The organism is Ancylobacter oerskovii (assembly GCF_018390555.1).
GTDB lineage: Bacteria > Pseudomonadota > Alphaproteobacteria > Rhizobiales > Xanthobacteraceae > Ancylobacter > Ancylobacter oerskovii.
This window is the reverse complement of record NZ_JAHBGB010000006.1, coordinates 280913-306581: the sequence shown is the minus strand read 5'-3', so window position 1 is coordinate 306581 and position 25669 is coordinate 280913. Positions and strand designations below refer to the sequence as shown.

General features: G+C 67.4%; 22 protein-coding genes and 1 pseudogene. 18 read left to right on the top strand and 5 right to left on the bottom strand.

The window, feature by feature from the left end; translation table 11 throughout:
- Positions 1–32 precede the first annotated feature (32 nt).
- Complete coding sequence (locus KHC19_RS06650; protein ID WP_213351562.1) at positions 33–3347, bottom strand: glycosyltransferase; 3315 nt, start codon at positions 3345–3347, stop codon at positions 33–35.
- Between the two features lie 497 nt (positions 3348–3844).
- Between KHC19_RS06650 and KHC19_RS06645 the strand changes: the two genes are divergently transcribed.
- The 10 genes from KHC19_RS06645 (at position 3845) to KHC19_RS06600 (ending at position 14380) form a co-directional block, all read left to right on the top strand.
- On the top strand, positions 3845–4747 hold the full coding sequence (locus tag KHC19_RS06645; protein WP_213351561.1) for a LysR substrate-binding domain-containing protein: 903 nt from the start codon (positions 3845–3847) through the stop codon (positions 4745–4747).
- 133 nt (positions 4748–4880) lie between these two features.
- Complete coding sequence (locus tag KHC19_RS06640; protein ID WP_213351560.1) at positions 4881–5963, top strand: ABC transporter ATP-binding protein; 1083 nt, start codon at positions 4881–4883, stop codon at positions 5961–5963.
- 18 nt (positions 5964–5981) lie between these two features.
- Complete coding sequence (locus KHC19_RS06635; RefSeq protein WP_213351559.1) at positions 5982–7097, top strand: ABC transporter substrate-binding protein; 1116 nt, start codon at positions 5982–5984, stop codon at positions 7095–7097.
- Between the two features lie 184 nt (positions 7098–7281).
- The gene (locus KHC19_RS06630; RefSeq protein WP_213351757.1) at positions 7282–8121 is read left to right on the top strand and encodes an ABC transporter permease; all 840 of its coding nucleotides are present in this window, start codon (positions 7282–7284) and stop codon (positions 8119–8121) included.
- Positions 8118–8930, top strand: coding sequence for an ABC transporter permease (locus tag KHC19_RS06625; RefSeq protein WP_213351558.1), 813 nt, complete (start codon positions 8118–8120; stop codon positions 8928–8930). Before KHC19_RS06630 ends, KHC19_RS06625 begins: the two co-directional genes overlap by 4 nt.
- A gap of 1 nt (position 8931) precedes the next feature.
- Positions 8932–9936 carry a fatty acid desaturase gene (locus KHC19_RS06620; protein WP_213351557.1) on the top strand — a complete coding sequence of 335 codons (1005 nt, stop codon included), beginning with the start codon at positions 8932–8934 and terminating at the stop codon, positions 9934–9936.
- A gap of 3 nt (positions 9937–9939) precedes the next feature.
- Positions 9940–10797: a sugar phosphate isomerase/epimerase family protein gene (locus tag KHC19_RS06615; protein ID WP_213351556.1), complete on the top strand. Its 858-nt coding sequence runs from the start codon at positions 9940–9942 to the stop codon at positions 10795–10797.
- 16 nt (positions 10798–10813) lie between these two features.
- Entirely contained in the window at positions 10814–11575 is a 762-nt protein-coding gene (locus KHC19_RS06610; protein WP_213351555.1) for a class II aldolase/adducin family protein, read from the top strand.
- 56 nt (positions 11576–11631) lie between these two features.
- On the top strand, positions 11632–12705 hold the full coding sequence (locus KHC19_RS06605) for an aromatic ring-hydroxylating oxygenase subunit alpha (RefSeq protein WP_213351554.1): 1074 nt from the start codon (positions 11632–11634) through the stop codon (positions 12703–12705).
- Positions 12706–12751: 46 nt separating this feature from the next.
- Positions 12752–14380, top strand: coding sequence for a phytoene desaturase family protein (locus KHC19_RS06600; RefSeq protein ID WP_213351553.1), 1629 nt, complete (start codon positions 12752–12754; stop codon positions 14378–14380).
- A 22-nt stretch (positions 14381–14402) separates the two neighbouring features.
- On the opposite strand, the gene KHC19_RS06595 is transcribed toward KHC19_RS06600, so the two are convergent.
- Genes KHC19_RS06595 through KHC19_RS06585 form a run of 3 tightly spaced genes read right to left on the bottom strand, consistent with a single transcriptional unit; the run spans position 14403 to position 17870 of the window.
- Positions 14403–16040 carry a 5-guanidino-2-oxopentanoate decarboxylase gene (locus tag KHC19_RS06595; RefSeq protein WP_213351552.1) on the bottom strand — a complete coding sequence of 546 codons (1638 nt, stop codon included), beginning with the start codon at positions 16038–16040 and terminating at the stop codon, positions 14403–14405.
- Positions 16037–17227, bottom strand: a complete 1191-nt coding sequence (locus KHC19_RS06590; protein ID WP_213351551.1) for a pyridoxal phosphate-dependent aminotransferase — start codon at positions 17225–17227, stop codon at positions 16037–16039. Before KHC19_RS06590 ends, KHC19_RS06595 begins: the two co-directional genes overlap by 4 nt.
- Positions 17202–17870, bottom strand: coding sequence for a TetR family transcriptional regulator C-terminal domain-containing protein (locus KHC19_RS06585; RefSeq protein ID WP_213351756.1), 669 nt, complete (start codon positions 17868–17870; stop codon positions 17202–17204). Before KHC19_RS06585 ends, KHC19_RS06590 begins: the two co-directional genes overlap by 26 nt.
- A 294-nt stretch (positions 17871–18164) precedes the next feature.
- Here KHC19_RS06585 and KHC19_RS06580 point away from each other — a divergent pair, with 294 nt between their 5' ends.
- From KHC19_RS06580 to KHC19_RS06545, 8 genes are all read left to right on the top strand, one after another.
- The gene (locus KHC19_RS06580; RefSeq protein ID WP_213351550.1) at positions 18165–18938 is read left to right on the top strand and encodes an ABC transporter ATP-binding protein; all 774 of its coding nucleotides are present in this window, start codon (positions 18165–18167) and stop codon (positions 18936–18938) included.
- A gap of 28 nt (positions 18939–18966) precedes the next feature.
- Positions 18967–19749 (top strand): transporter substrate-binding domain-containing protein, encoded by a 783-nt coding sequence (locus KHC19_RS06575; RefSeq protein ID WP_378296591.1) that lies wholly within the window; start codon positions 18967–18969, stop codon positions 19747–19749.
- Between the two features lie 61 nt (positions 19750–19810).
- Entirely contained in the window at positions 19811–20542 is a 732-nt protein-coding gene (locus tag KHC19_RS06570) for an ABC transporter permease (RefSeq protein ID WP_213351549.1), read from the top strand.
- The gene (locus tag KHC19_RS06565) at positions 20542–21363 is read left to right on the top strand and encodes an ABC transporter permease (protein WP_213351754.1); all 822 of its coding nucleotides are present in this window, start codon (positions 20542–20544) and stop codon (positions 21361–21363) included. Before KHC19_RS06570 ends, KHC19_RS06565 begins: the two co-directional genes overlap by 1 nt.
- Position 21364: 1 nt before the next feature.
- A complete protein-coding gene (locus KHC19_RS06560; RefSeq protein WP_213351548.1) occupies positions 21365–22534 on the top strand; it encodes a M20 aminoacylase family protein in 1170 nt (389 codons plus the stop codon).
- A 166-nt stretch (positions 22535–22700) separates the two neighbouring features.
- Positions 22701–23210, top strand: coding sequence for a nucleoside deaminase (locus KHC19_RS06555; protein ID WP_213351547.1), 510 nt, complete (start codon positions 22701–22703; stop codon positions 23208–23210).
- 123 nt (positions 23211–23333) lie between these two features.
- Positions 23334–24023: a GntR family transcriptional regulator gene (locus KHC19_RS06550; RefSeq protein WP_213351546.1), complete on the top strand. Its 690-nt coding sequence runs from the start codon at positions 23334–23336 to the stop codon at positions 24021–24023.
- Between the two features lie 2 nt (positions 24024–24025).
- Positions 24026–24715: a flavin reductase family protein gene (locus KHC19_RS06545; protein ID WP_213351753.1), complete on the top strand. Its 690-nt coding sequence runs from the start codon at positions 24026–24028 to the stop codon at positions 24713–24715.
- A gap of 15 nt (positions 24716–24730) precedes the next feature.
- Here the strand turns inward: KHC19_RS06545 and KHC19_RS06540 are convergent.
- Positions 24731–25572 (bottom strand): annotated as a pseudogene (locus tag KHC19_RS06540) (dihydrodipicolinate synthase family protein).
- Positions 25573–25669 lie beyond the last annotated feature (97 nt).

Genomic DNA, 25669 nt, shown 5'->3' with positions numbered 1-25669 from the left:
TGGCCGTGACGCCACCCTCCGGCCGGCCGGGCCTAGCCCAGGGCTCCGAGCAGCGAGTGCGCCAGGGCACGCCGGGAAAAATGCCGCTCGGCATAGGCGGTTTCGCCGGCCGAGATCTCCATCCACAGCGCATCGTCCTCGAGCAGCCGCACGAGGCTGGCGGCGAGTGCGCCTGCGTCCTCGCGGACATTGACGATATCCTCAAGACCGGGGAGCCCCTCGGTTCCGATGGGCGTCGTCACCAGCGGCACGCCCAGGCTCAGGGCCTCGACCACCTTGCTCTTGATGCCGGCGCCGAAGCGCAGCGGAATGACCGCCGCGCGCGCCGCCCGGTAATGTTGCCACAGTGCCTCGTCGCTCACCCAGCCGGTCACTTCGACACGGTCGCCGGCGAGCGCCTTGACCGCATCCGTCGGGTGCGAACCGACGAGGAGCAGGCGCGCATCGGGGTTCTTCAGCCAGACGAGCGGCATGACATCCCGCACCAGAAACTCGGCCGCATCGATGTTCGGCGCATGGGCGAAGCCTCCGACGAACAGAAGCGTGTGGTTGCGGACCGGCTCGGTCCGGGCTTCGAACGCGTCGAAGCAATAGGGCACGATCGTGTGGGCATTGGTGCCGGGAACCGCCTGCCGGACGAGGCTTGTCTCGATGTTCGAGGGATAGAGAACGGTGTCGACGCGGTGCCAGAGGCTCTTCTCGAGTTCCTCCATGGCTTCGGCATCGTTGAGCAGCCCGGCATCTCCGGTGGATTCGGCCTGCCGCCGCATTCTGAGGAAGTGCAGGTCGTGCCCGTAATAGCTGAGATGGGCATCGCTGTTGCGGATGACGTCGTCGAGAAATTCCGGCGCCACCGACGGGCGGCTCGTCAGCACATGGTCGAGGGCATGGCCGTTCTCGGCGATCCAGTCCTGAAAGCTGCCCGGCCAGCGCGAATCCAGCACCTCGATGCCCATGTCCTGGAGCGGCGGCGTGTAGGTCGGGGAATAGCGACGGTTCTGCGGCCAGAACTTCACGACCCAGTCGTCGGCGCGCAGGCTTTCGAGAATCCTCATGATGGTCCGTGAGCCGGCATCGCGATCGGGCTCGGGCACATAGTGATCGATGACAAGAATGACCCGCCGATGCCGCGCGCGGTCGCGGGCGCGCAGCAGGTCCTGCGGCCCGTCGAAGCCGTCGCGCATCAGCACCTCCTTCCAGCGCTGGTGGAGGCGTTTGCTGTTGGCGAGCTGGTAGGCCTTCACGCCGGTTCCGACATCGGTGCCGTGCGATTTTCCCTCGAAATGAACGACCTCGGACCTCGGTTCATAGACCACGGAGAAGCCGGCTTCGCGGATGCGGAAGGCGAGGTCGGAATCCTCGCAATAGGCGGGCTCATAGGCCTTGTCGAAACCGCCGAGCCGCGCGAAGAGCTCCGCCCGCACCATGATGGCCGCACCGGAAATGTAGTCGGCCTCGCGGCGGTAATTATATTCGGGACGGCGGGGATCGCTTCCGCGTCCGAGGTTCCAGCCGGTTCCATCGCGCCAGATGAGGCCGCCGGCCTCCTGAAGGGTGCCGTCGGGATAGATCAGCTTCGACCCGGTCATTCCCACGGCCGGGTCGGCGTCGAGCAGATCGACCAGCGCGTCGATCGCCCCCGGCTGGAGCTGCGTGTCGTTGTTCAGGAAGAACAGATAGCGCCCCCTGGCCATTCCCGCCGCCGCATTGCAGGTGTGCAGGAAGCCCCTGTTGCTCTCGTTGCGGACGAGCCGCACGCCCTCGAATGCCGTCTCGAGCCGCGCGGCCTCGGGGCCGGGATAGGCATCGTCCATGACGATCACCTCGAAGGCGCCCGTGGGCGGGCAGGCGGCCAGCGCCGCCACGCAGTTGATCGTGTAGTCGACCTGCCCGTAGGTCGGAATGATGATCGACACGATCGGATCGGCTGAACCCGGCACATGGACCGGCAGCGTGACGCCGTCCAGAAGCCGCACCTCGGTGGCCGGCGGCGTGGCTCCGAAGGCCGTCGCGGAGACAGGGCCTTGCGCCTGCGACGGGCCGGGGAGGCCGCAGGCCTCTTCCCATTGCTGACGAAAGCGGAGCGGTTTGCGCTTGGCGGCGGCATGCCGGAGCGAGCGGAGGCTGCGCCCCGGCAATATCGGGCTCAACAGCAGGACGAAGCGTAGCAGGAACCGTTCGAGCCCCTTTCGCAGCGGCCGCAACGGGTTCGAATAGCTGCGCATCAGTTCCTGCGCCAGCCGGTCGCCGGCCGCTCTCATCGCGGCGACGCGCTGCTGGTTGTCCCGGCGCGCCGCCTTCAGCCTCGTCCGGCTCTTTTCCTTCAGCACAGCGATGCGCAGCTGGCTTTCCTGTCGCTCCGCCTCGAGTGCCGTCTCGGAATTCTGTAGCAAGGTCTTGTATTTGCTGAATTCCCGGCTTCGTCTTTCCTGGTGCCGGGCCTGTTCGTCCTGCTTCTCGGCGATATCGAGATTGCGCTCGTGGAAATCGTTCAGCAACGTCTCGGCATCGCCGACGATTTCCTCCAGCCGATGCCGTCGCCGCGCGAAGATCCTGGCGATCTCCGGCAAGGTGCTGGTGCCGGGGTCGGCGGAGAAATGCGCGAGGATGCTTATCAACGCCTCCGGCCGGATCGGAAACGGTGCGACGGCGAGCAGGTCCCAAAGCTCCGGGATGCGCAGGCGGGGGCTGATCGCGTTCGCATAGGTGCGCTCGCCTTCCGCGACATCGGGGCAGAAAACGCAGTCGATGCCGACGGATGCGGCGAAGTCATGCCATTTGAACGGAAGATCGACGCAACCGCTTTCCCAGAAGGCGAACGGCACCTTGTAGGCGACGGCGACGATGGCCGCATGCAGCGAACCGCAGATGACGAAGCGCGCCGAGGTCAGCGCGTCGATGAAGGCCTCGACTTCGGTGATCGAGTTCGGCACGTTCGGACGCAGGATCAGCTCCGCCCCGGAGGCCGTCAGCAGATCGGCATCGGTGCGCTTGTCGTGGAAATGCGGGACGCACAGCGTCCGGCCGGCAAATCGTGTGCTCGTCTTCGGGGAATAGAGGGCAGGGAGCAGCAGCCCGGGATCGCCGATCGGAAAATCCGCCCCGAGGCCGAGCTCGCTCACGGTGAGCGGGCCGCGCACCGCGCGAATGTCGACATCGCCGCGTTCCTTGTCGAGCCCGCCGGGCCGGCGCAATCCGGCTCCCCAAACGGAGAGCGGCTTGCCGTGGGGCAGTTCGGAGTCGGCGATGCGCTCCCTGGCCTGTTTCACGAAATAGTCGTCGAGACAGCTTCCGATGACGCGGATGTCTCCCGGCAGGCGCGGCGTACGCAAGAACAGTTTTCTCATCAGATAAACTGTCAGGAAGTCGCCGAAATTCTGTATCGCTTCGCCTTCCAGCCAGAAGGGGACGGTTTCGCGATAAGAAGCATTATGGTCCTTCAAGCCGTATTCCGCCTTTTTAATCAGCCTGACGCATCGTAAATCGTTGCAGTGGTGGCATCGAGGTCCGCAAATACCACTCGAATTTGGGTCAGAATTTGTCCCGAACCACGTGGAGGGGCGAGGTCGCGCGATCCGGGGAAACGGCCCTCATCTGGTGCCCCGCAGGCGGTCACGGGCCCGATCACTCTCCTCGATCTCCCGCGAGGAAGGTGTCGGCGGCGCCGGCCATGCCGATGCGTCGCGGAAAGCGCGAGGCCGGCGATGATCCGGTCCTCTCTGTCGGGAGCGAAGGGCAGGGGGCAGAGCTTCCTTGACGCCGGCGAGGTTGATCGCTCCGATGACACGAGCCTTTCCCAGATTCCGATGCGGCCGCCAGCGCCGCAGGCCGAGACGAGTATTCCATGCGGCTGCCATCCACCCAAGCCCTGCGCGCGCTCGAGGCCTTCGCCCGGCACGGCACTGTCTGGCAGGCGGCGGCGGAGCTGAACATCACCCGCAGCGCCGTCAGCCATCAGTTGCGCTTCCTGGAACAGGACCTCGGCTTCGCGCTGCTGGAGCGAGCCGGCAAGGGCGTGGCGCTCACGCCGCAGGGCAAGCGCTACGCGGCCGATGTCCGCAGGGCCCTGACGGTGCTCGCCGACGCTGCCGTGCAATATGTCGACAGGGGCGTGCTGAGGGGCGCGCTCACCGTCAGCTCGACACCGGGTTTCGCCTCCTTCTGGCTGTGCTCGCATGTCGCCGAGTTCAAGCGCCTCTATCCCGATGTCAGCCTGCGCATCGTGACGCCGCAGCGGCTCGACGATGTCGAGACGCCGGGGGTCGACGTCTTCATCGCCTATGGCGACGGCGAGTGGCCGCGCCACTCGGTGGAGTTGATCAGCGCCGTCGATTTCATGCCGGTGTGCAGCCCGATCCTGCTCAACCAGCTTGGCGGGCTCACCGAGCCGGTCGACATGTTCCGGGCCGTGCTGCTGCATCTCGACGGGCTGGGCGACTGGCTCAACTGGTTCGCGGCCGCCGGCATCGTGGGGCCGCGCATCGACCGCGGCGTGGTCTTTTCCGACATGAACCTCGTGCTCGCCGCCGCGATCTCCGGGCAGGGCATTGCGATCGGCGACAATTTCGTCTGCCGGCACCTGCTCGACATGGGGCGCCTCGTGCGTCCCTTCGATCTCGCTGTGCGCTCGGCCCGAGCCTATTACTTCGTCACCGAACGCGAGCGCGAGGGCAATCCGGCGATACAGGCCTTCGCCGGCTGGCTCAAATCGCGGGTCGCGCAGACCACGCCGGTGCTGCATCGATAGGCTGCGCCTCAATGTGCACAACAGTGAAACATTGGGGTGAAGGATTTTTTCCGAAAGGAGAAAAAATCTTCATTTGAGGTGAGGAAATCGCGAAGTTAGCATCCCTCTAGTCTGAGGGAGCGCGCATTCGAACGTGACCACGCGGGCGGTCGGGATACAGGCGATCGGGATCGGGAAGTCCTTCGGCCATTTCGAGGCGCTGAGGGACATCTCGCTCGACATCGCGCCCGGCGAGTTCCTGACGTTGCTCGGGCCATCCGGCTCGGGAAAGACCACCTTCCTCATGCTGCTGGCCGGCTTCCAGGCGGCGAGCACCGGCCGGTTGCTCAGCGACGGGATCGACATCACCAACAGCCGCGCCGAGGATCGCTCCTTCGGCATGGTCTTCCAGGGCTATGCGCTGTTTCCCCACAAGAGCGTCGCCCAGAACATCGCCTTCCCGCTGCAGGTGCGCGGCGTGGGGCGCGAGGAGATCGCCCGCCGGGTCGACGCGATCATCGCGCGCGTCGGGCTGGTCGGGCACGAGAAGAAGCGGCCGGCCATGCTGTCCGGTGGCCAGCAGCAGCGCGTGGCGCTGGCCCGCGCTTTGGTGTTCGAGCCTCCGGTACTGCTGCTCGACGAACCGTTCTCGGCGCTCGACAAGCATTTGCGCGGACGGATGCAGGAGGAGGTGGCGCGCCTGCACGGCGAGTTCGGCACCACCTTCGTCTTCGTCACCCACGACCAGAGCGAGGCGCTGTCGCTGTCCTCGCGCATTGCCATCTTCAACAATGGGCGGCTGCTGCAGGCCGGCGCCCCGCGCGACATCTACGAGCGGCCGCAGAGCCGTTTCGTCGCGGAGTTCCTCGGCGAGATCAATCTGCTGCCGGTGGCCGAGGTCGGCCATTGCTCGCTCGGAACCAGCGGCCTGTTCGAGGGCATGCGGCTGCGGGCCCCGCGGCACGAGCATGTCGGCGGCCGCGCCATGCTGGCGGTGCGGCCGGAGCACATGTCGGTCAGCGCGGAACCGCCGTCGGAGGGCAACGGCGTCGCGGCGCGGCTGGCCAATACCACTTATCTCGGCGCGGCCATGCGCCTCGCCTTCGCCACGCGCAGCGGCACGCCGCTGACCGTGACGCTGCCCAGCGAGGTCGCCGGCCGCGTCCTCGCCCGCGGCCCGGACGTGTGGGTCACATGGTCCTTCGACAATGGCTTCCTTCTTCCAGAGCAAAGCTGAAAACAGCAGGAGCACGCCGTGAACGATGCATTCCAGAAAGACTGCCTCGACATCCTCGCGGCCAGGGCGGCCCGGGGCGAAATCAGTCGCCGCCGCTTCGCCCAGCTCGCCGCGCTGGTCTTCGGCGGCGCGCCGCTGCTCATGCGCTCGCCCGAGGCGCTGGCGCAGGTGCGCCAGCTCGTCCTCGTCAATTGGGGCGGCGATGCGCTGAAGGCCTATGACAAGGCCTATGGCCAGCCCTTCGAGAAGGAGACCGGCATCGTCGTCAAGGAGGACGGCACCGGCCCGACCGAGGGCGCCATCGCGGCGCAGTTCAAGAGCGGCAAGCCGACCTGGGACCTCGTCGACGCCGATCCGTTCTCGGCGATCTCGCTGGGCAAGCAGGGCATGATCGAGCCGATCGACTACAAGGTCGTCGACAAGTCGAAGATGCGGCCGGGCTTCGACTGGGAATACGCCGCCTCGACCTATTTCTTCTCCTACGTCATCGCCTATGACGCGCAGAAGTTCGGCGCCAACCCGCCGACCAGCATGGCCGATTTCTTCGACGTGAAGAAATATCCAGGCAAGCGCACCATGTACAAATGGGGCGCCGGCATGTGGGAGGCGGCGCTGCTGGCGGACGGCGTGGCGCCCGACAAGCTGTACCCGCTCGATCTCAAGCGCGCCCATGAGAAGATCGCGGCGCTGAAGCCCGATGTCGCCGCCTATTGGGGCGGCGGCGCCGAGAGCCAGCAGCTCATGCTGGGCGGCGACGCCGCGATGGGGCTGATCTGGTCGACCCGCGCCTCGCTGATCGAGAAGGATTCCGGCGGGCAGGTGAAGTTCACCTGGAACCAGGGCCTGCTCTCGCCCGGCGCGCTGGCGGTGATCAAGAACAATCCCGGCGGCAAGGAGAACGCGATGAAGTTCATCGCCTCGACCTCGGTGCCCGAGCGTCAGCTGGTCATGTTCGAGATGCTCGGTCAGGGGCCGGCCAATCCGGCCACCGATGCGCTCATCCCGGCCGACCAGAAGCGCTACAACCCGGTCGATCCGGCCAATATGAAGAGCCAGGTCGCGCTCGACATGCCCTGGTACGCCGACAATTACGGCGCGGCGCTCGACGAGTTCACCAAGGTGATCTCGGCGTAGCGGCGTGGCGGAGGGTCTCTCTTCCCCGTTGAGGGAGGGCCGTCTTTTTCTCCCTCTCCCCAACGGGGAGAGGGATTAGCAAGGAGCCCTCCCCGGTGGGGAGGCAACAGCAAGTGCCCGCTCCCAGTTCAGGAGCGGGAACACAGCACCGACCACCCGAACCTGTACCCGAACCGGCATGATGATGCGCAATCGCTCGGCACTCTGGCCCGCTCTCGCCCTGACGGCACCTTTGGTGCTGTTCCTGGCGTGCGCCTATGCCCTGCCGTTCCTCGGCGTCGCGCTGTGGAGCGTCACGCTGCCGGAACTCGGTACCGGCCAGTATCAGCGCCTCGTCGGCGATCCGCTGGTGCTTTCGGTGTTCCTGCGCACCTTCCGCATCTGCCTCGTCGTCACCGTCGTCGCGGTCGCCGCCGCCTATGCCATCACCTATGTCTGGGTGCGCGGCTCGCGCCTGCAGCGGCGCATCCTCGAGATCTGCATCTTCGTGCCGTTCTGGATCTCGCTGCTGACCCGTGCCTTCGGCTGGCTGGCGCTGTTGTCCAATCGGGGCCTGTTCAACAGCTGGATGCAGGCGCTCGGCCTCATCGACAGCCCGCTGGCGCTGGTGCGCAACGAGCCGAGCGTGATCGCCGGCATGGTGCATGTGCTCATCCCCTTCGCGGTGCTACCGCTGGCCTCGGCGATGCGCGCGGTGGACGAGCGCGTGCTGCTCGCTGCGCGCGGCATGGGCGCCTCGCGCCTACGCATCTTCTGGTCTGTGTTCCTGCCGCTGACGTTGCCCGGTGTCATCGGCGCGACGCTGATCGTCTTCGTGTTCAGCCTCGGCTTCTTCGTCACCCCGGCCATTCTCGGTGGCGGGCGCTCCATCATGGTGGCGGAACTCGTCTATCTCAGAATGTTCCAGAGCCCGGACTGGGGGCTGGGGGCGGCGATCAGCGTCGCCCTGGTCCTCATCGTCGCGGCGCTGATGGCCCTGCTGTCGCGCTTCGCCGCCCTCGCGCTGACAGGGAGCGGGAAATGAAGATCCAGCGCCCCGGTCCGCTCGCTCTTGCCCTTGCCCTGCTGGTCGGCCTCTTCCTGCTGCTGCCGCTGCTGGCCGTGGTGCCGATCTCCTTCACGCCTGGCCGTATGCTCTCCATGCCGCAGGGCAGCCTCTCGCTCACCCATTACCGGCAGCTGATCGAGGATCCCGACTGGCTGAGTGCCATTGTGCTCAGCACCAAGATCGGCCTCCTCACCAGCCTCGTCTCGACGACGCTCGCCACCAGCTTCGCGCTGGGCATCTGGATGCTGCAGCCGCGCTTCTCGCAGCTGCTGGTCGGCTTCGTGCTGCTGCCGATGATCGTGCCGCCGGTGGTCTCGGCGATGACGCTGTATTTCCTGCTGACCGGCCTGTCGCAGCTCTCGCAGGCCGTCGGCTTCGACAGCGTCGTCGGCGTCACCGTGGCGCATATCGTGATGACCGTGCCCTTCGCGGTGGTGATGGTGCTGGTCGCGCTGGCGCAGGTGGACCGGCGCATCGACCTCGCCGCGCGCGGGCTCGGCGCCACCGTCATGCAGCGCATCGTCCACGTCATCCTGCCCAATATCGGCTTCGGCGTGGCCACCGCCGCCCTGCTGGTCTTCGTCCTGTCCTGGGAAGAGATCGGCGTCACGCTGTTCATCACCAGCGTCGACGCGATCACCCTGCCGCGCCTGATGTGGATGGGGCTGCGCGACAATGTGGACCCGGCGATCGCCGCCATATCCGTGGTGCTCATCGTCGTCACCACGCTGATCCTGCTGCTCCGCATGGCGCTCCAGCGTCGCCCCGAATTCGAGGAGGAATGAGATGGATGAGGTTTTCGGCCGCAAGGACATGATCAGCCCGGTGCGGCTCAAGGAGCTGAGCGTGAAATCGGACGTGTCGGGCTTCGTCCAGCTCGGCAGCCATCTCGGCGCGCTGGCGATCACCGGCGCGGGACTCTGGTATTTCTGGGGCGGCTGGTGGGCGGTGCCGTTCTTCATCGCCCACGGCGTGCTCATCAATTTCCTCTATGCCGGCCAGCACGAGATGAGCCACTCGACGGTCTTCAGGACCAAGAAGCTCAACGAGATCTTCGGCCGGCTGTTCGGCTTCGTGCTGATCTACCCGCGCGACTTCGACCAGATCCAGCACTTCGCCCATCACCGTTACACGCAGGATTGGGAAGGCGACGGCGAGCTGGGCCGCGAGCGCTACTCCATGCTCTCCTACCTGCTGTGGGTGCTCGGCCCGACCTATTGGTACACGCGCATCCGCCGTGTCATCCGCTTCTCGCTGGGCATCGTCAGCGAGACCTACATCCCCGCCGACCAGCACCCCAGGGTGATCCGCGAGGCACGCTGGCACCTCGCCGGCTACGCGCTCATCGCCGCGCTTTCGGTGCTCGCGGGCAGCTGGATCGCGGTGAAGCTCTGGCTGCTGCCGATGCTGGTGATGAAGCCGGTGCACCAGTTGCAGAACACCATCGAGCATCTCGGCCTGCCGCATGTCGACCAGATCAGCGAGAATACCCGCACCACCCGCACCAACGCGATCATGCGGTGGATGTGCTGGAACATGCAGTTCCACACCGCCCACCACGCCTTTCCCGCCGTGCCGTTCCACCGGCTGCCCGACCTGCACCGCACCATCTTCGTCGAGAAGGGGCGCAAGCCGCATTCGATGACCTATCTCGGCTTCCAGCTGGCGGTGATCAAGGCATTCTGGAACGGGCGCACCGAGGCGGATTACCCCGACGACAAGATCTGGATCATGGACGATACCGATCTCGAACCGGTGGCCCCGCGTCCGGGCCGCGTGAAGCAGGCCTGAACCATGTCGCTCAGGATCTACCAATCGCTCTGGGCCACCGAGCTGCGCCGTCCCGGCATCCCGGAACGGCCGGTCGCCGAGCACTTCGAACGGGTGAAGGCAGCCGGCTTCGACGGCATGGCGATCGACCTCGGCGCCATGGACATCGAGGCCGCGCGGGCAACCGTCCCGGAATTCGCCCGCACCGGGCTCGCCGGGCTGCTCACCGCCTTTCCGCGCTCGATCGAGGAACTGCGTCCGGCGCTGCATCTCGCCAAGGACATCGGCTCGCCCTTCGTCATCGTCATCGGCCAGGTGATGCCGCTGTCGGTGGCCGAGATGGTGCCGGTGATCGAGGCATGGATGCGGATCGGCCGCGAGGAGGGCGTGCCGCTTCAGTTCGAGACGCACCGCAACTGCATCACCAACGACATGTTCGCGACGCTGCTGCTGCTCGACGCCATCCCCGACCTGCGGCTCGCCGCCGACCTCTCGCATTATGTCGTCGACCGCGAGATGATGCTGCCGATCAGCGCCGAATATCAGGCTCATGTCGCGCGCTTGCTGGAGCGCTCGGATTCCTTCCAGGGTCGCGTCGCCAATCGCTGCCAGGTGCAGCTGCCGCTGCATTTCCCGCAGCACCGGCCATGGATCGAGGTGTTCCGCGACTGGTGGCGGCGCGGCTTCGCATCCTGGCAGGCGCGCAACCCCGCGGCGGCCGACTGCGTCTTCCTGTGCGAGCTCGGCCCGCGCGACTACGCCATCACCGACGCCAATGGCGAGGAGCTGTCGGATCGGTGGGAGGAGGCGCTGCTGCTGCGCCGCTGGGCACTGGAGGACTGGCAGCAGGCGGCCGCGCTGCGGGTCGCCGATCCCGTCTGAAGAGAGGATACGACTTATGACCGTCACCAGCCTGCGCCCGGACATCTCGCCCGCCGAATGGCAGCAGCGCGTCGAGCTCGCCGCCTGCTACCGTCTGCTCGCGCATTTCAAGATGACCGACCTCATCTACACCCATTGCACGGTGCGGGTGCCGGGCGAGCCGGGGCGGTTCCTCATCAATCCCTACGGCCATCGCTGGGAGGAGATCACCGCCTCCTCGCTGGTGAAGATCGATGTCGACGGCAACAAGGTCGGCGACAGCCCGCACCGGGTGAACCCGGCCGGCTTCACCATCCACAGCGCGGTGCACATGTCCCGCCATGACGCCGCCTGCGTCATCCACACCCATACCCGCGCCGGCATGGCGGTGGCCTCGCTGAAGGAAGGGCTGCTGCCGCTCAACCAGATCGCGCTGCAGTTCTACGGGCGGCTCGGCATCCACGACTATGAGGGCATCGCGCTCGACCTCGACGAGCGCGAGCGCATCATCGCCGACCTCGGCGCCAAATGCGGCCTGCTGCTGCGTAATCACGGCCTGCTCACCGTCGGGCGCACCGTGGCCGAGGCGTTCAACCTGATGTTCTATCTGGAGCGCGCCTGCGAGGTGCAGGTCGCCACCCTGTCCATGGGCCGCGAGGTGGTACTGCCGCCGCCGGAGGTCTGCGAGAGGGTCGGCGCGCAATATGACCAGATGAACTTCGACGACGGCGACCTGCTGCTCGAATGGGCCGCCCATCTGCGCCTGCTGGACGGGATCGATCCTTCCTACCGCCACTGACATCCTGCCGGCTGGCCCCGTGCGGGCCTGGCCGATGCAAACTCGGGAGCGCCGCCATGAACGCCACCACCAAGGCCTCGTTCGACTGGACGCTGCCGGCTCGCGATTATTGCGATCCGGCGCTTTACCAGCGCGAGCGCAAGGAGATCTTCGCCCGCAACTGGATGCTGTTCACCTGGTCGGAGCGGCTAAAGGCGCCGGGCGATTATGTCTCGGGCACCGTGGCCGGTTATCCCGTGTTCGCCATCCGCGACGATGACGGCGTGGTGCGCGCCTTCCACAATGTCTGCCGGCACCGCGGCGCCCAGCTCCTGGAGAAGGAGGAGGGGCATTGCGGCAAGCTCGTCGTCTGTCCCTATCACAGCTGGAGCTACACCCGCTCCGGCCGGCTCAACAAGGCGGTGGATTTCGGCGAGGGCATCTCCTTCGATCCGCAGGCCTGGGGCCTCTACGCGATCGACGCCGAGGAATGGCGGGGCCTGATCTTCCTGCGGCTGGAGCGCGGTGGCGAGAGCCTCGTGGAATGGCTCGGTCCCATCCACGACATGGCCGCCGACTATCCGCTCGACCGGCAGCATTATTTCACGTCGAAGGATCGCGACTGCGCCGTCGACTGGAAGACCTACGGCGAGAACTATCTCGAATGCTACCATTGCCGGACGATGCATCCCGGCCTGTGCGAATCCATGGATATCGACAGCTACCGGATCGACACCTACGCCAAGGAGAAGTTCTTTCATCTCCATGCGCCCAAGCGCGACGGCGGGCTGACGCGCGGCCTGTATTTCTACCGCTTCCCCTTCCTGATGCTGAACCTCTACGACTGGGGCTCGTCGATCGCCACCATCGAGCCGCTGGGCCCGGGGCGCATCCGGCACATCAACTGGTATTTCTTCACCGACATCTCGCCGGAGAAGGCGGAGGAAAACAGCCGCTCGGCGGCATGGTCGGCGCAGATCGTCACCGAGGATCTCGACATCATCACCGGGGTGCAGCGCAACCTCGAGGCCGGCATCTACACGCGCGGCCCGCTGTCGCCGAAATACGAATACGCGGTGAAGTCCTTCCAGGACATGGTGCGCGAGGGCCTGGAGCCGAAGGAGCCTCTACGCGGTGTCGCGGCCGAATAGGCCGCCCGTTCTCCCAGCAGCGATCACCCCAGTCGAGGATCATCCGATGCATGCCGCCGACGTCACCGTGGGCAAGAACTATGACGCCATCATCATAGGCGCCGGACATAACGGCCTCGTCTGCGCGAACTACCTCGCAAAGGCCGGGCAGAAGGTTCTGGTGCTGGAACGGCGCGATGTCGTCGGCGGCGCGGCGGTGACGGAGGAGATCGCGCCCGGCTTCCGCGCCTCGATCTTCTCCTATCTCATGAGCCTGCTGCACCCGCGCATCATCCGCGAACTGGAGCTGAAGAAGCACGGCCTCGAAGTGTTGCCCTGCTCGGACATGGTCTCGCCGCTCGATGGCGAGGATTACATCCTGTTCTCCGACAACGTCGCCAAGTCGCAGGCGAGCTTCGCGCGGTTTTCCAAGCATGATGCGGAGATCTACCCCGAGTTCGACCGCTATCTCAGCGAGGCGGCGAACATCGTGCGCAAGCTGCTCTGGGAGACGCCGGTCGACCCGACCAAGCGCGACTGGCGCACTTTCAAGGACGGCGCCTCGCTGCTGTGGCGCCACCGCAAGATCGGCCGCAAGATGTACCGCATCGTCGATATGCTGACGATGAGCGCCTACGACTTCCTGCGCGAATGGTTCGACGATGAGCGCGTCATGGCGGTGCTGGCCTATTACGCCTCCATCGGCACCTTCGTCGGGCCGAAATCGCCGGGCTCGGCCTATGTCATCATGCACCACATCATGGGCGAGCATGAGGGTGCCGGCGGCTGGGGCTTCATCAAGGGCGGCATGGGCTCCATCACCCAGGCATTGGCCGCCTCGGCACGCGAGAAGGGCGTCGACATCGTCACCGGCGCGCCGATCAAGGAAGTCCGCGTGCAGGGCGGACGTGCGACGTCGGTGCTGACGACGACGGGCGAGACCTATGTGGCGAAGACGATCATTTCCAATGCCAGCGCCAAGATTCTCTATCTCGATCTGGTGGGCGAGCAGCACCTGCCGGAGGAGGTGCTGCGCGAAATCCGCGGCTACCGCACCTTCTCCACCGCCTTCAAGATGAACATCGCCTGCGAGCGCCCGCCGCAATACCGCATACTGGACCGGGTGCGCCGCGAGGGCGGGCTCGGCAATTTCGATTACCCGACCTACATGCACATCGCGCCCGACATCGATTATCTCGAGCGCGCCTATGACGACGCCAAGCATGGCTGGTACTCGTCGCGCCCCTTCATCACCCCGGTGGTGCCGACCATGGTCGACACCACGCTGGCGCCCGAGGGCAAGCATGTGGTCAACCTGTTCGGCGGCCACGCGCCCTACACGCTGAAGGGCGGCGACTGGGCGACCGAGAAGGAGAATTTCCGCAAGACGGTGTTCGACACCATCGAGGACTACGCCCCCGGCTTCCGCGACGACGTCATCGAGGCGCAGCTTCTGGTGGCTCCCGATATCGAGAACATCGTCAACCTGCCGCAGGGCCACATCTTCCACGGCGAATTGTCGACCGACCAGCTGTTCTTCCAGCGGCCGGTCTCCGGCTATGCCGATTACCGCACCCCGGTGAAGGGCCTCTATATTTGCGGCTCCTCCATGCATCCGGGCGGCGGCGTCTCCGGCATTCCCGGCTACAACGCCGCCCGCGAGATCATGCGCGACATCCGCGCCCGCCGGAACTGAACCGGGCGAACGAGCCGGGGCGCTAGCTCGGGCTCACCCCCCGGGTTCGCGTCTGGTGGATCTCGATCAGGCTCGGCCCGTTGCACTGCGCCGCCGCCGCCAGCGCCGGGCCGAGTTCGGCGACGTCGTCGAGACAGGCGGCCGGCACGCCATAGGCGCCGGCGATGGCCGCGAAGTCGGGAGGCGAGGGCTTCACGCCTTCCGGCACGATGCCGCAATCCACCATGTAGGTCTCGATTTCCTGATAGCCGTCATTGTTCCAGACCAGGAAGATCACCGTCGCGCCGGCATCCGCCGCCGAGCCGATCTCGGCCAGCGAGAATTGCAAGCCGCCATCGCCGGTCAGGCACACGACCGGGCGCCCCGGCGCGCCGATAGCCGCCCCGATCGCCGCCGGCGGTCCGTAGCCGAGCGCGCCGTAGCCGGTGGCGGCGTTGAACCAGGAGAGCGGCCTGTTGATGTCGAGATAGAGATTGCCGGCATAGACGGGCTGGGTGGAGTCGCCGACGATGATCGCCTCCGGCAGCGCCTGGTAGATGCGCTCGATCACGCCGATCTCGGTGCGGATCTTCGCCGACAGCCCGTTCCACGCCGCCTCCCGCGCTGATGCCGCCCGCGCGGCGCCGTCGCCGACGCGCGGTGAAACTAGCGGCAGCAGGCCCTCGACCGCCGCCTCCACCGTCGAGAGCACGGCGAGGTCGGCACGCGGCTCGCGCGCCAGTTGCAGCGCGTCGATGTCGACCCGAACGAAGCTCGCCAGCGCCGGGAAGCCGCCATCGGCATACATGTCGTAATCGGTCTGGCCCATCTCGGTGCCGAGGCCGATGACGAGATCGGCCTCGGCAATGAGTGCCCGGGTGGCCGCGAGGCTGGGGCTGGCGGGAACCCGCAGCTTGTGGCCCGCCAGCAGGCCCCTCGCATTGGTGGTGAGAACCACCGGCGCGTCGAGCCGTTCGGCCAGCGTCGTCACCGCCGGACCGGCCGCCACCGCGCCGCCGCCGCACATCAACACGATGCGCCGCGCCCCTTCGCACCGCGCGGCGAGACGCTTCAGCGTCGCCCCATCGGCGCCCGGCCGTGCCGCGAGCGTCGGCCGGGCCACGATCTCGCCGGCCGGCAGCGGCATGACGTCGGTCGGAATCTCGATATGCACCGGCCCCGGCCGGCTCGACCCCATGATGGCGAAGGCCTGCGCGATCACCGCCGGCAGCTCGGCGGGGTCGACCAGCGTATGCGAGGCCAGCGCGAAGCTCCTCATCATCGCCGACTGGTCGGGCAATTCGTGCAGCAGGCCGCGCCCCTGGCCGAGCGAGTTGCGCCGGTTGACGCCGGAGATCACCAGCATCGGCACCGAATCCTGCCGTGCCTGCGCCATGGCGGTGATGGTGTTGGTGAGGCCCGGGCCGGTGATCACCAGCGCCACGCCCGGCTTGCCGGTGACGCGGGCATAGCCGTCGGCCATGAAGCCCGCGCCCTGTTCGTGGCGGGGGGTGATGTGGCGGATGGCGGATCCCGCCAGCCCCCGATAGAGCTCGACCGTGTGGACGCCGGGGATGCCGAACACCACCTCCACGCCGTTGGCTTCCAGAAGATCGATCAGCGCCTCTCCGACCGTTCTCGTCCCGCTGATGCTCGTCCCGCTGATACTCGTCCCGCTCATGCCCGCTTCGCCTTCCTGATGCCCGAACGTGCCGCCAGCGCCGACATCCGCCGGCACGCCTCGTCGATGGCCGCGTCCGGCACGGTGAGGCTGATGCGGATGAAATCGCGTGCGCCGGTGCCGAAGGAGGAGCCGGGCATCACCGCGACCTGCTCCTCGTCCAGCAATGCCTGGGCGAAGGCGGCGCTGCTCATGCCGGTGCCGCTGACGTCGACGAGGATGAACATGCCCGCCTCGGGTGGGAAGGGCACCAGCTCCGGCGATCCGGCCAGCGCCGCGACGATCAGGTCGACGCGCCGCCGGTAGGCCTGGCGCATCCGCGCCGAGGTATCGACCGGGTTGTCGAGCGCGTAGGCGGTCATGTCGGCGATGAAGGGCTGACCGCCGAACAGCATCGTCTCCGATACCGCGAGCAGCCGGCGGGCGAACTCGGTCGGCCCCACCGCCCAGCCGCTGCGGAAGCCCGGCGCGGCGTGCGACTTGGAGATAGAGGAGCAGACGATGGTGCGTTCGGCGAGCCGCGGGTCGTCGAAAGGCGAGGCGAAGCTGCCGGACAGCACCAGGTCCTCATAGACCTCGTCGCAGACGATCCACAGATCGTGCCGCCGGCAGACCTCGCCGATTGCCGCGATCTCCTCCGCCGTCAGCACGGCGCCGGTCGGGTTGTGCGGGGTGTTGAGCAGCAGCACCCGGCATTGCGGCGTCACCGCCCGCTCGAGATCGGCGGCCTGCATGTGGAAGCCGTGCTCCGGGTGCAGCGGCACGGTCAACTGGTCGGCGCCGGTGGCGCGGATGACGCCCTCATAGGTGGCATAGAGCGGGTCGCCGACCAGCACCGCATCGCTCGCCTCGACAAGGCCGAGCATCACCGCGAACAGCGCCGTCTGCGTGCCGGGGAAGCACAGCACGTTGTCGGCGGTCACGCCGGGCTGGCGCCGGGCATATTTCCGCACCAGCGCGTCCAGCACCACCTGCTCGCCGCGACCGTTGGAATAGCGGTGGCGACCGGCGAGCATGGCGCGCGTGGCCTCGGCGATCAGCGATTCGTGCGGCGGCAGGTCCGGCTCGCCGATGGTCAGCTCGATGATGGGCTCGCCGCTTTCCCTACGGCGGCGGGCCTCGACGTGAACCGCCCATTTCTCGGAGCCGAGGCTGGCGAGCCTATCGGTGATGGAGGCGTAGCGCATCGGATTCCTTGTCCTGCTCGGTTGCGACCGGCGGGCCGATCGGATGACCGATCAGTGCGCCGATCGATGAAAAGGCGATCGAGACCAGCTCGCGCTCCTCGAAGAGCTCGTCCGCGAGGCATCCCTCCAGCCAGAGGCCGTCGAGAATGCCGTTGATCGCGATGGCCAGTGCCCGGCACCGGGCCGGATCGGCGGCCTGCCCGCCGGCTGCGAAGAACTCCGCCAGCAGGCCCTCCAGCGTGTGGCGGAAGCTGAGATAGCCCTCGCGGTGGATCGCCGCGAGCGCCGGGTCGACACCGACCCGGCTGATGAACGACGCCCAGAGCGACAGGCTGCGGCTATTGGCGACCGGCTCGGTGAGGTTGATCAGGATGAAGGCGCCGAGGCGCTCCTCCGGCGTACCCGTCACCGCCTTGGCCTTCTCGGTCAGCCGGGCGATCACGGTCCTGTAGGCCTCCTGGAGGATCATCTCCTTCGAATCGAAATAGTGCCGGATCAACCCGGGCGTCACGCCCGCCTTGACCGCGATCTGCCGGACCGTCGCCCCCTGGAGCCCGGCCTCGGAGATGGCCTCCAGCGTCGCCTCGATCAGGTCGTGGCGGCGTTCGGTTTCCGTCCCGCGATGGAAGTTGCGCCGGCTCATGCCGCGCGCCGCAGGCGAGGGCAGGCGAGGCGCGTCGGCCCCGACATTTCCTGAAGCCCGAAGGCGGACATCTCCTGCTCCCCGATTGAAAATGCTGCTTTTTTGACGCTGCATAAAAAAAGCGCGAACGCCGTTGTTATACGCTTGAGTAACTGTCGCATAAAGTGCAACGATGGGCGAGAGGTAAAGCGGCGACGGGGCGGGCCTCGCCGCGGGAATGCGACGTTCCGACAGGCAGGGAAGGCGTGGCATGAGCCGGATTTCTGGATGCCGGGCATCGGGGGCGACGCTCCGATGACGGAACGAGCCGAGGCGATCGCCGTCAGGAACCTGCACAAGCGCTTCGGTGCGCTCGAGGTTCTCAAGGGAATTTCGCTCACGGCCTATGAGGGCGACGTCATCGCCATCATCGGCGGCTCCGGCTCCGGCAAGTCCACCTTCCTGCGCTGCATCAACATGCTGGAAGTGCCGAGCGAGGGATCGGTGGCGATCCGGGGCGAGCCGATCGCGATGCGGGGAGACGGCCATGGCGGCCTCGTCCCCTCGGACCGCCGGCAGGTCGAGCGCCTGCGCTCCCGGCTCGGCATGGTGTTCCAGAGCTTCAACCTGTGGCAGCACATGACGATCATCCAGAACGTCATCGAGGCGCCGATGCAGGTGCTCGGCGTTCCCAGGGCCGAGGCGATCGCGCGGGCCGAGGCATTGCTGCGGCGGGTCGGGCTGTTCGAGAAGCGCGACGCCTATCCGGCCTTCCTCTCCGGCGGGCAGCAGCAGCGGGCGGCGATCGCCCGGGCGCTCGCCATCCAGCCGCACGCCATGCTGTTCGACGAGCCCACCTCCGCGCTGGACCCGGAACTGGTCGGCGAGGTGCTGGGCGTGATCGGCGATCTCGCGCGGGAGAAGCGCACCATGCTCCTCGTGACGCACGAGATGAAGTTCGCGCGCAACGTCGCCAACCACATCGTGTTTCTCGCCCATGGCGTGATCGAGGAGCAGGGACCGCCGGACCAGATCTTCGGCGCTCCCCAATCCGAGCGACTGAAGAAATTCATCCGTTCCAGCCACTGAAAAACTGAAAAGCCAGAGGGGACCGATCATGAAGAATGCACTGACTGCGATGGCGCTCGCCGCGGCCGTCGGCCTTGCCGGCCTCGCGTCCGCCGCCGCCGAGCCGATCAAGGTCGGCTTCGCCGCCGAACCCTACCCGCCCTTCGCCTCGCCCGACGCCGCCGGCAAATGGGAAGGCTGGGAGGTCGATTTCATGAAGGCGGCCTGCGCGCAGGCCAAGCTCGACTGCGTCATCACCCCGGTCGCCTGGGACGGCATCATTCCCGCGCTGACCAGCAAGAAGATCGACATGATCGTCGGCTCCATGTCGATCACGCCGGAGCGCCTCAAGACCATCGACTTCTCCGACAAGTACTACAACACCCCGACCGGGGTGATCGGGCCGAAGAGCGAAAAATTCGACGCGACGCCGGCCGGCCTGAAGGGCAAGACCATCGGCGTGCAGGTCGCCACCATCCACCAGGACTATGCCAACAAGTATTTCGGCAGCGCCGGGGCGACGGTCAAGGAATACCAGACGCAGGACGAGGCCAATAACGACCTGGCGGCCGGCCGCCTCGATGCCGTGCAGGCCGACGCCATCGCGCTCGACGCCTTCCTGAAGTCGGACCAGGGCAAGCAGTGCTGCGAGCTGAAGGGCAACGTCAAGGACGATCCCGAGGTGCTCGGCGCCGGCGTGGGCGTGGGCCTGCGCAAAGGCGACACCGAGCTGAAGAACAAGATGAACGCCGCGATCAAGGCGATCCGTGCCGACGGCACCTACGACGCCTTCTCGAAGAAGTATTTCGACTTCGACATCTACGGCGGCTGATCGCGTGCGAGCCGGGCCGGCGCCGCGCGCCGGCCTTCCTTCCTCGAGGCGAGGCGCAGCCATGGCGGCCGATCCCGCATCCCTGATCGACTGGAGCCTGCTGGCGTTCGATCCGCCCGGCTGGGGCGCGGTGCTGCTGGCCGGCCTGATGAACTCGATCAAGATCGCCATCGGCGGCTATTCGCTCGGCCTGGTGCTGGGCACCGGCGGCGCCTTCGGCAAGCTCTATGGCGGGCCGGTGACGAAGGACCTGCTGGAGGTCTACACCACGGTGGTGCGGGCGGTTCCCGAGCTGGTGCTGATCCTGCTGCTCTACTATGCCGGCACCGATCTTCTGAACCGTCTCGCCGCCGCCGCCGGCTACGGCACCGTCGACATCAGCGGGCTGGCGGCGGGCATCTTCGTCATCGGCGTCGTGCAGGGCGCCTACGCCACCGAGGTGATGCGCGGCGCCATCCGCGCCGTGCCGCCCGGGCAGATCGAGGCGGCCCGCGCCTTCGGCATGCCGCCGCTGCTCATCCTGTGGCGCGTCACCTTTCCGGCCATGCTGCCGCACGCCTTGCCGGGCCTGTCCAATCTCTGGCTGATCGCCACCAAGGATACCGCGCTGCTCGCCGTGGTCGGCTTCAGCGAGCTGACGCTGGTGACGCGGCAGGCGGCGGGCAGCACCAAGGCCTATATGCTGTTCTTCTGCGCCGCCGGCGCGCTCTATCTCGCGCTGACGCTCGTCTCGAACCTCGTCATCCGCCTCATCGAGCTCCGGGCCCGGCGGGGCTGGGTCTCCACGCGATGATGAGCGAGGAGAGCACCATCGAGGCCACGGCGCTCACGCAGCTGCCGAGCGGCCGGGGCTTCTTCAAGCCGCACCGCCTCGTGCTGATGGCGGTCGCCGCCGCCATCCTGTTCTGCGCGATCTGGTTCATGCGGTGGGACTGGCTGCCGGACTATGCCGGCCGCCTCGCCCATGGCGTCGGCGTCACCCTGCTGATGCTGGTCGGCACCTGCCTTCTCGGCTTCCTTCTCGCCGTGCCCATCGGGCTGGTGCAGGTGGCCGGCCCGTGGCCGCTGAAGCTGCTCGCCAAGGGCTTCTGCACCGTCATCCGTGGCACGCCGCTGCTGCTGCAGCTCTGGCTGCTCTATTACGGGCTCGGCTCGCTGTTCCCGCAATTCCCCGCCATACGCCAGTCCTTCCTCTGGCCGCTGCTGCGCGAGGCCTGGCCTTATGGCGTCGCCGCGCTGACCATCTCCTTCGCCGCCTATGAGGGCGAGGTGATGCGCGGGGCCTTCGCCGGCGTGCCGGCCGGCGAACTCGAGGCGGCCCGCGCCTATGGCATGAGCCGGTGGAAGGTGTTCCGGCGCATCTGGCTGCCGCGGGCGGTGCACCGGGCGCTGCCCACGCTCAATGGCGAGACGGTGCTGCAGCTGAAATCGACGCCGCTGGTCGCCACCATCACCGTGATCGACGTCTATGCCGTGGTCTCCAAGATCCGCCAGGTCACCTATCTCACCTATGAGCCGCTGCTGCTGCTGGCGCTGATCTATCTCTGCCTCACAGCCCTGCTGGTGCTGGCGTTCCGCTATTTCGAGAACAAGATTCCAACCCGGAGTGCCTGAGATGAACGTTCGCGCGTTGCTCACCAATGCCGTGCCGGAATTGGTCGCCCTGCGCCAGGACCTGCACGCCCATCCCGAGCTGGGGCTGGAGGAGGTGCGGACCTCGGAGGTGATCGCCCGCGAGCTCGCCGCGCTCGGCTACAGCGTCTCGCGCGGCCTCGCCCGGACCGGCGTGGTCGCCACGCTGTCCAACGGCACCGGCCACCGCGCCGTCGGCATACGCGCCGACATCGATGCGCTGCCGATCCACGAGGAGACCGGCCTTGCCTATGCCAGCCGCACCCCGGGGCTGATGCATGCCTGCGGCCATGACGGTCACACCGCCATGCTGCTCGGCGCCGCCCGCGCCATCGCCGAGCGGCGCCATTTCGACGGCACCGTCCATCTCATCTTCCAGCCCGCCGAGGAAAATGTCGGCGGCGCCCGCATCATGGTGGAGGAGGGGCTGTTCGACCGCTTTCCCTGCGATGCCGTCTTCGCGCTCCACAATGATCCCGGCTTGCCCTTCGGCACCTTCGCCTTCCGGGACGGGCCGATCATGGCGGCGGTGGACGAGTGCCGCATCACCGTGCACGGCGTCGGCGGCCATGGCGCCGAGCCGCAATCGACGGCGGACCCCGTCGTCGCCGGGGCCTCCATCGTCATGGCGCTGCAGACCATCGTCTCCCGCAACATCCACCCGCTCGACCCGACGGTGGTGACGGTGGGGGCCTTCCATGCCGGGTCCGCCAGCAACGTCATTCCCGAGCGCGCCGAGCTGGTCGTCGGCATCCGCTCCTTCGACCCGGCGGTGCGCGACGAGCTGGAGCGCCGCATCTGGCTGGTCGCCGAACGGCAGGCGGAAAGCTACGGCATGAGCGCGCGCGTGGACTATGAGCGCAGCTACGACGCCACCATCAACCACAAGGCGGAGACCGATTTCCTGCGGGATCTCGCGGTGCGCTTCGCCGGCCGCGCTCTCGTGACCGAGATGCCGCGCCCGAGCATGGGAAGCGAGGACTTCGCCTATATGCTGAAGGCGCGTCCGGGCAGCTACTTCTTCCTCGGCGCGCGGCGCTCCGAGGCGGACCGCCCGCTTCACCATCCCGGCTATAATTTCAACGACGACCTGCTGCCGATCGGCGCCGCCTTCTGGACGGAGCTCGTCGAGGCCTATCTCCCGCAGTCGTGAGCCCGGCCCCGCCGGCGCATGCGCCTCTCCCGTACTTTCTATTGCATGCACTAATTGCATTCGATAATGCAGGGTCACTTGCGGGCCATGCCCGCCCGACGCGAGAGCGCTCCACCGATGCCCCGGCGTGCAGCCGCGGCCGGTGAGACGCTGCAGGAGAAGAAGCATGTATCGCGAAGACTTCATGAGCCGCGCCATCGAAATCTCGCGCGAGGCGCTGGAAAAGCCCGGCACGGAACCGTTCGGCTGCGTGATCGTGAAGGACGGCGTGATCGTCGGCGAGGGGCTGAACCACTCGCTCGCCCATTTCGATCCCACCTCCCACGGCGAGGTGGAGGCGATCCGCGACGCCTGCCGGCGGCTGGAATGCGTCGACCTGACGGGCTGCGACCTCTACACCTCCTGCGAGCCCTGCGCGATGTGCGTCGCCACCATGGAAGTGGCCGGTATCTCGACGCTCTATTACGCCGCCTCGATGCGGCAGGCCGGCGTCGCCTTCGCCGCGCTGACCCGGGCCGAGCGCCATCCGATCGACGCCGAGGCGCTGCGCATCGCCGCCGGAGCGCCTGTCGAGGAGCGTGCCATGCCCTCGCGGCAGGCGATGGACGCGGAGGCGGTGGCGATCCTCGAAAGCTGGGCGACGGCGCGCAAGGCTGCGACCGGGCGTGCCGGCTGAAAGATCGCATACGAAACACGAGATGTTCGCATGAAGACCGCCGGCATGAACAATAGGCCGCCACCCGCTACGCCCACCCCGGCCGCCGGTAGGCGAGGGACGTCGGCCGGTGCGGAGACCCCGATGGTCTCCCGCACCGAGGCGGTGCAGGAGGCGCTCCGCCAGGCCATCATCGAGCAGCGCCTCCAGCCCGGCGCCAAGCTCCCGGAGGACGCGATCGGCGATGCCTTCGGCACCAGCCGCACCATCGCCCGCGAAGCGCTCGGCCGCCTCGCGGTCGAGGGACTGGTGGAGCTGAAGCCCAATCGCGGCGCCTATGTCGCCAATCCCAGCCTCGACGAGGGACGCGACGTGTTCGTGGTCCGCCGGGGACTGGAGCGCATCGTCACCGAATGCCTCGCCGGCCGGCTGAAGCCGGACGAGATCGCGAGGTTGCGCGACCATCTCGCCCGCGAGCAGGCGGCCTCGGGCCAAAGCGAGGTGGAATCGATCCGCCTCGCCGGCGAGTTCCATCTGCTGCTCGCCCGGCTGACCGGCAACCAGGTGCTGATCCGCTACGTCACCGAGGTGGTGTCGCGCTGCTCGCTGATCCTCGCCATGTATGGCCGCCCGCATTCCTCCGATTGCGGCGTGAGCGAGCATGGCGAGATCGTCGAGGCGCTGATCGCCGGCAACGCGTCCGGTGCCGCCGATCTGATCGATCGCCACCTCGCCGCCGTCGCCAGCCGCGCGCTGCTTCAGGAAAAGGTCGAGCGCGACATCCGCGATGTGCTGGCGCCCTATGCGGCGCGGATCAAGGGACTTTCGTCATGAGCATGCAGCCGCCGGCGGGAACGGATTCCGTCGCCTTCGATTTTCAGGCCCTCGGCGAGCGCGAGCGCTACAAGCTGATGATCGGCACCATCGTGCCGCGCCCCATCGCGCTCGTCACCACGGTCGACCCGCAGGGGCGGGTCAACGCGGCGCCGTTCAGCTTCTTCAATTGCCTGTCCGCGGATCCGCCGATCCTGGCGCTCGGCGTGGAGAACCATGCCGACATGTCGTTCAAGGACACGGCGCGGAATATCCGGCTGACCGAGGTGTTCACGGTGAACATCGTCTCGCACGCCATCGCCGAGGCGATGCATGTCTGCGCCGTGAACTTCCCGCCGGAGCAGGACGAACTCGCCGCCGCCGGCTTCACCGCCAGGCCCGGCGTGAAGGTCGCCTCGCCCTGGATCGGCGAGGCGCCGGCCGCCTTCGAGTGCCGCCGCCATCTCACGCTGGAGCTCGGCAAATCGCGCCAGATCATCCTCGGCGAGATCCTCTATGCGCATTACCGTGCCGACGTCATCGACGCCGAGCGGCTGCGCATCGATCCGGCGCGGCTCGATGCCATCGCCCGCCTGGGCGGCTCGACCTGCGCCACCATCCGCGACCGCTTCGACATGCCGACGCCGACGCTCGCCCAATGGCAGCAACTGGTGCCGGCCGGGGAGGCGGGCGGCGGCTCCGCGCGGGAGTAGTACACCGTCCCCGGCTCAAAGGCCCCGCAAGGCCAGCGCCACGCGCTGCCGGGCGGCGGCGTCGAGCGGCAGGATCGGTCGCGGCGGCTCCAGCGGGCCGAAGCCCAGCAGATCCGCCATGACATGCATGACGCGGAAGCTGCCGAATTCCTTGAACAGCTTCCAGAGCGGCTGGAAGCCGTCGTCGAGGCGGCGGGCCTCCGCCGTGTCGCCCGCCTGCGCGGCGCGGGCGAGCTTCAGCATCGGCGCGGGCAGCAGCCCCGCCGCCACGCTGTAGAAGGCGTCGGCGCCGGCCAGCAGGGCGTCGGCCACGCCCCAGTCGCCGCTATAGCCGATGGTGAAGCCGTCCGGCACGCGGGCCCGCAGGCGGGCGAGTTCGGCCGGGATGTTTCCATCGGCGGGAAGCGGCATCTTCACCGCCGCGACGGGGGCGATGCCGGCCAGCCGGGCGATCAGTTCCTCGCTGAAGACGAATTTGTCTCCGCGACCTCCACCGTGTGGCGGAACACCTCCTCCTCGGTCAGCGGCGTATAGGACATGGGGGCGAGCAGCAGCCCGTCGGCGCCGGCCTCCTGCGCATCGCGGGCGAGCGCCTTCGCCTCGTCGGTCCTCAGCGCGCCGACGCCGACGATCAGCGGCACCGTGCCGTGGAGGCTTTCCACCGCCGCCCGCACCGCACGCTGCCGTTCGGCGCGCGTCAGATAGGCATAGCCGCCGGTGCTGCCGAGCAGGCCGATGGAATCGACGCCCGCGCCCTCGATACGCCGCAGCAGCGCGGCGAGCGTCTCCACCTGCACGCGGCCTTCCGCGTCCGTCGGGGTGAGCGAAAAGGCCGAAAGGCCGCGGAACAGGCTCAAGATAGTCCTCGCAGGCTGATGATTGATCGGGGCGGCGCAGGCCGTCCCGCCACTCTGACGGCGAGTCGCCGCTTTGTAAAAGCGCGGCGCGCGCCGC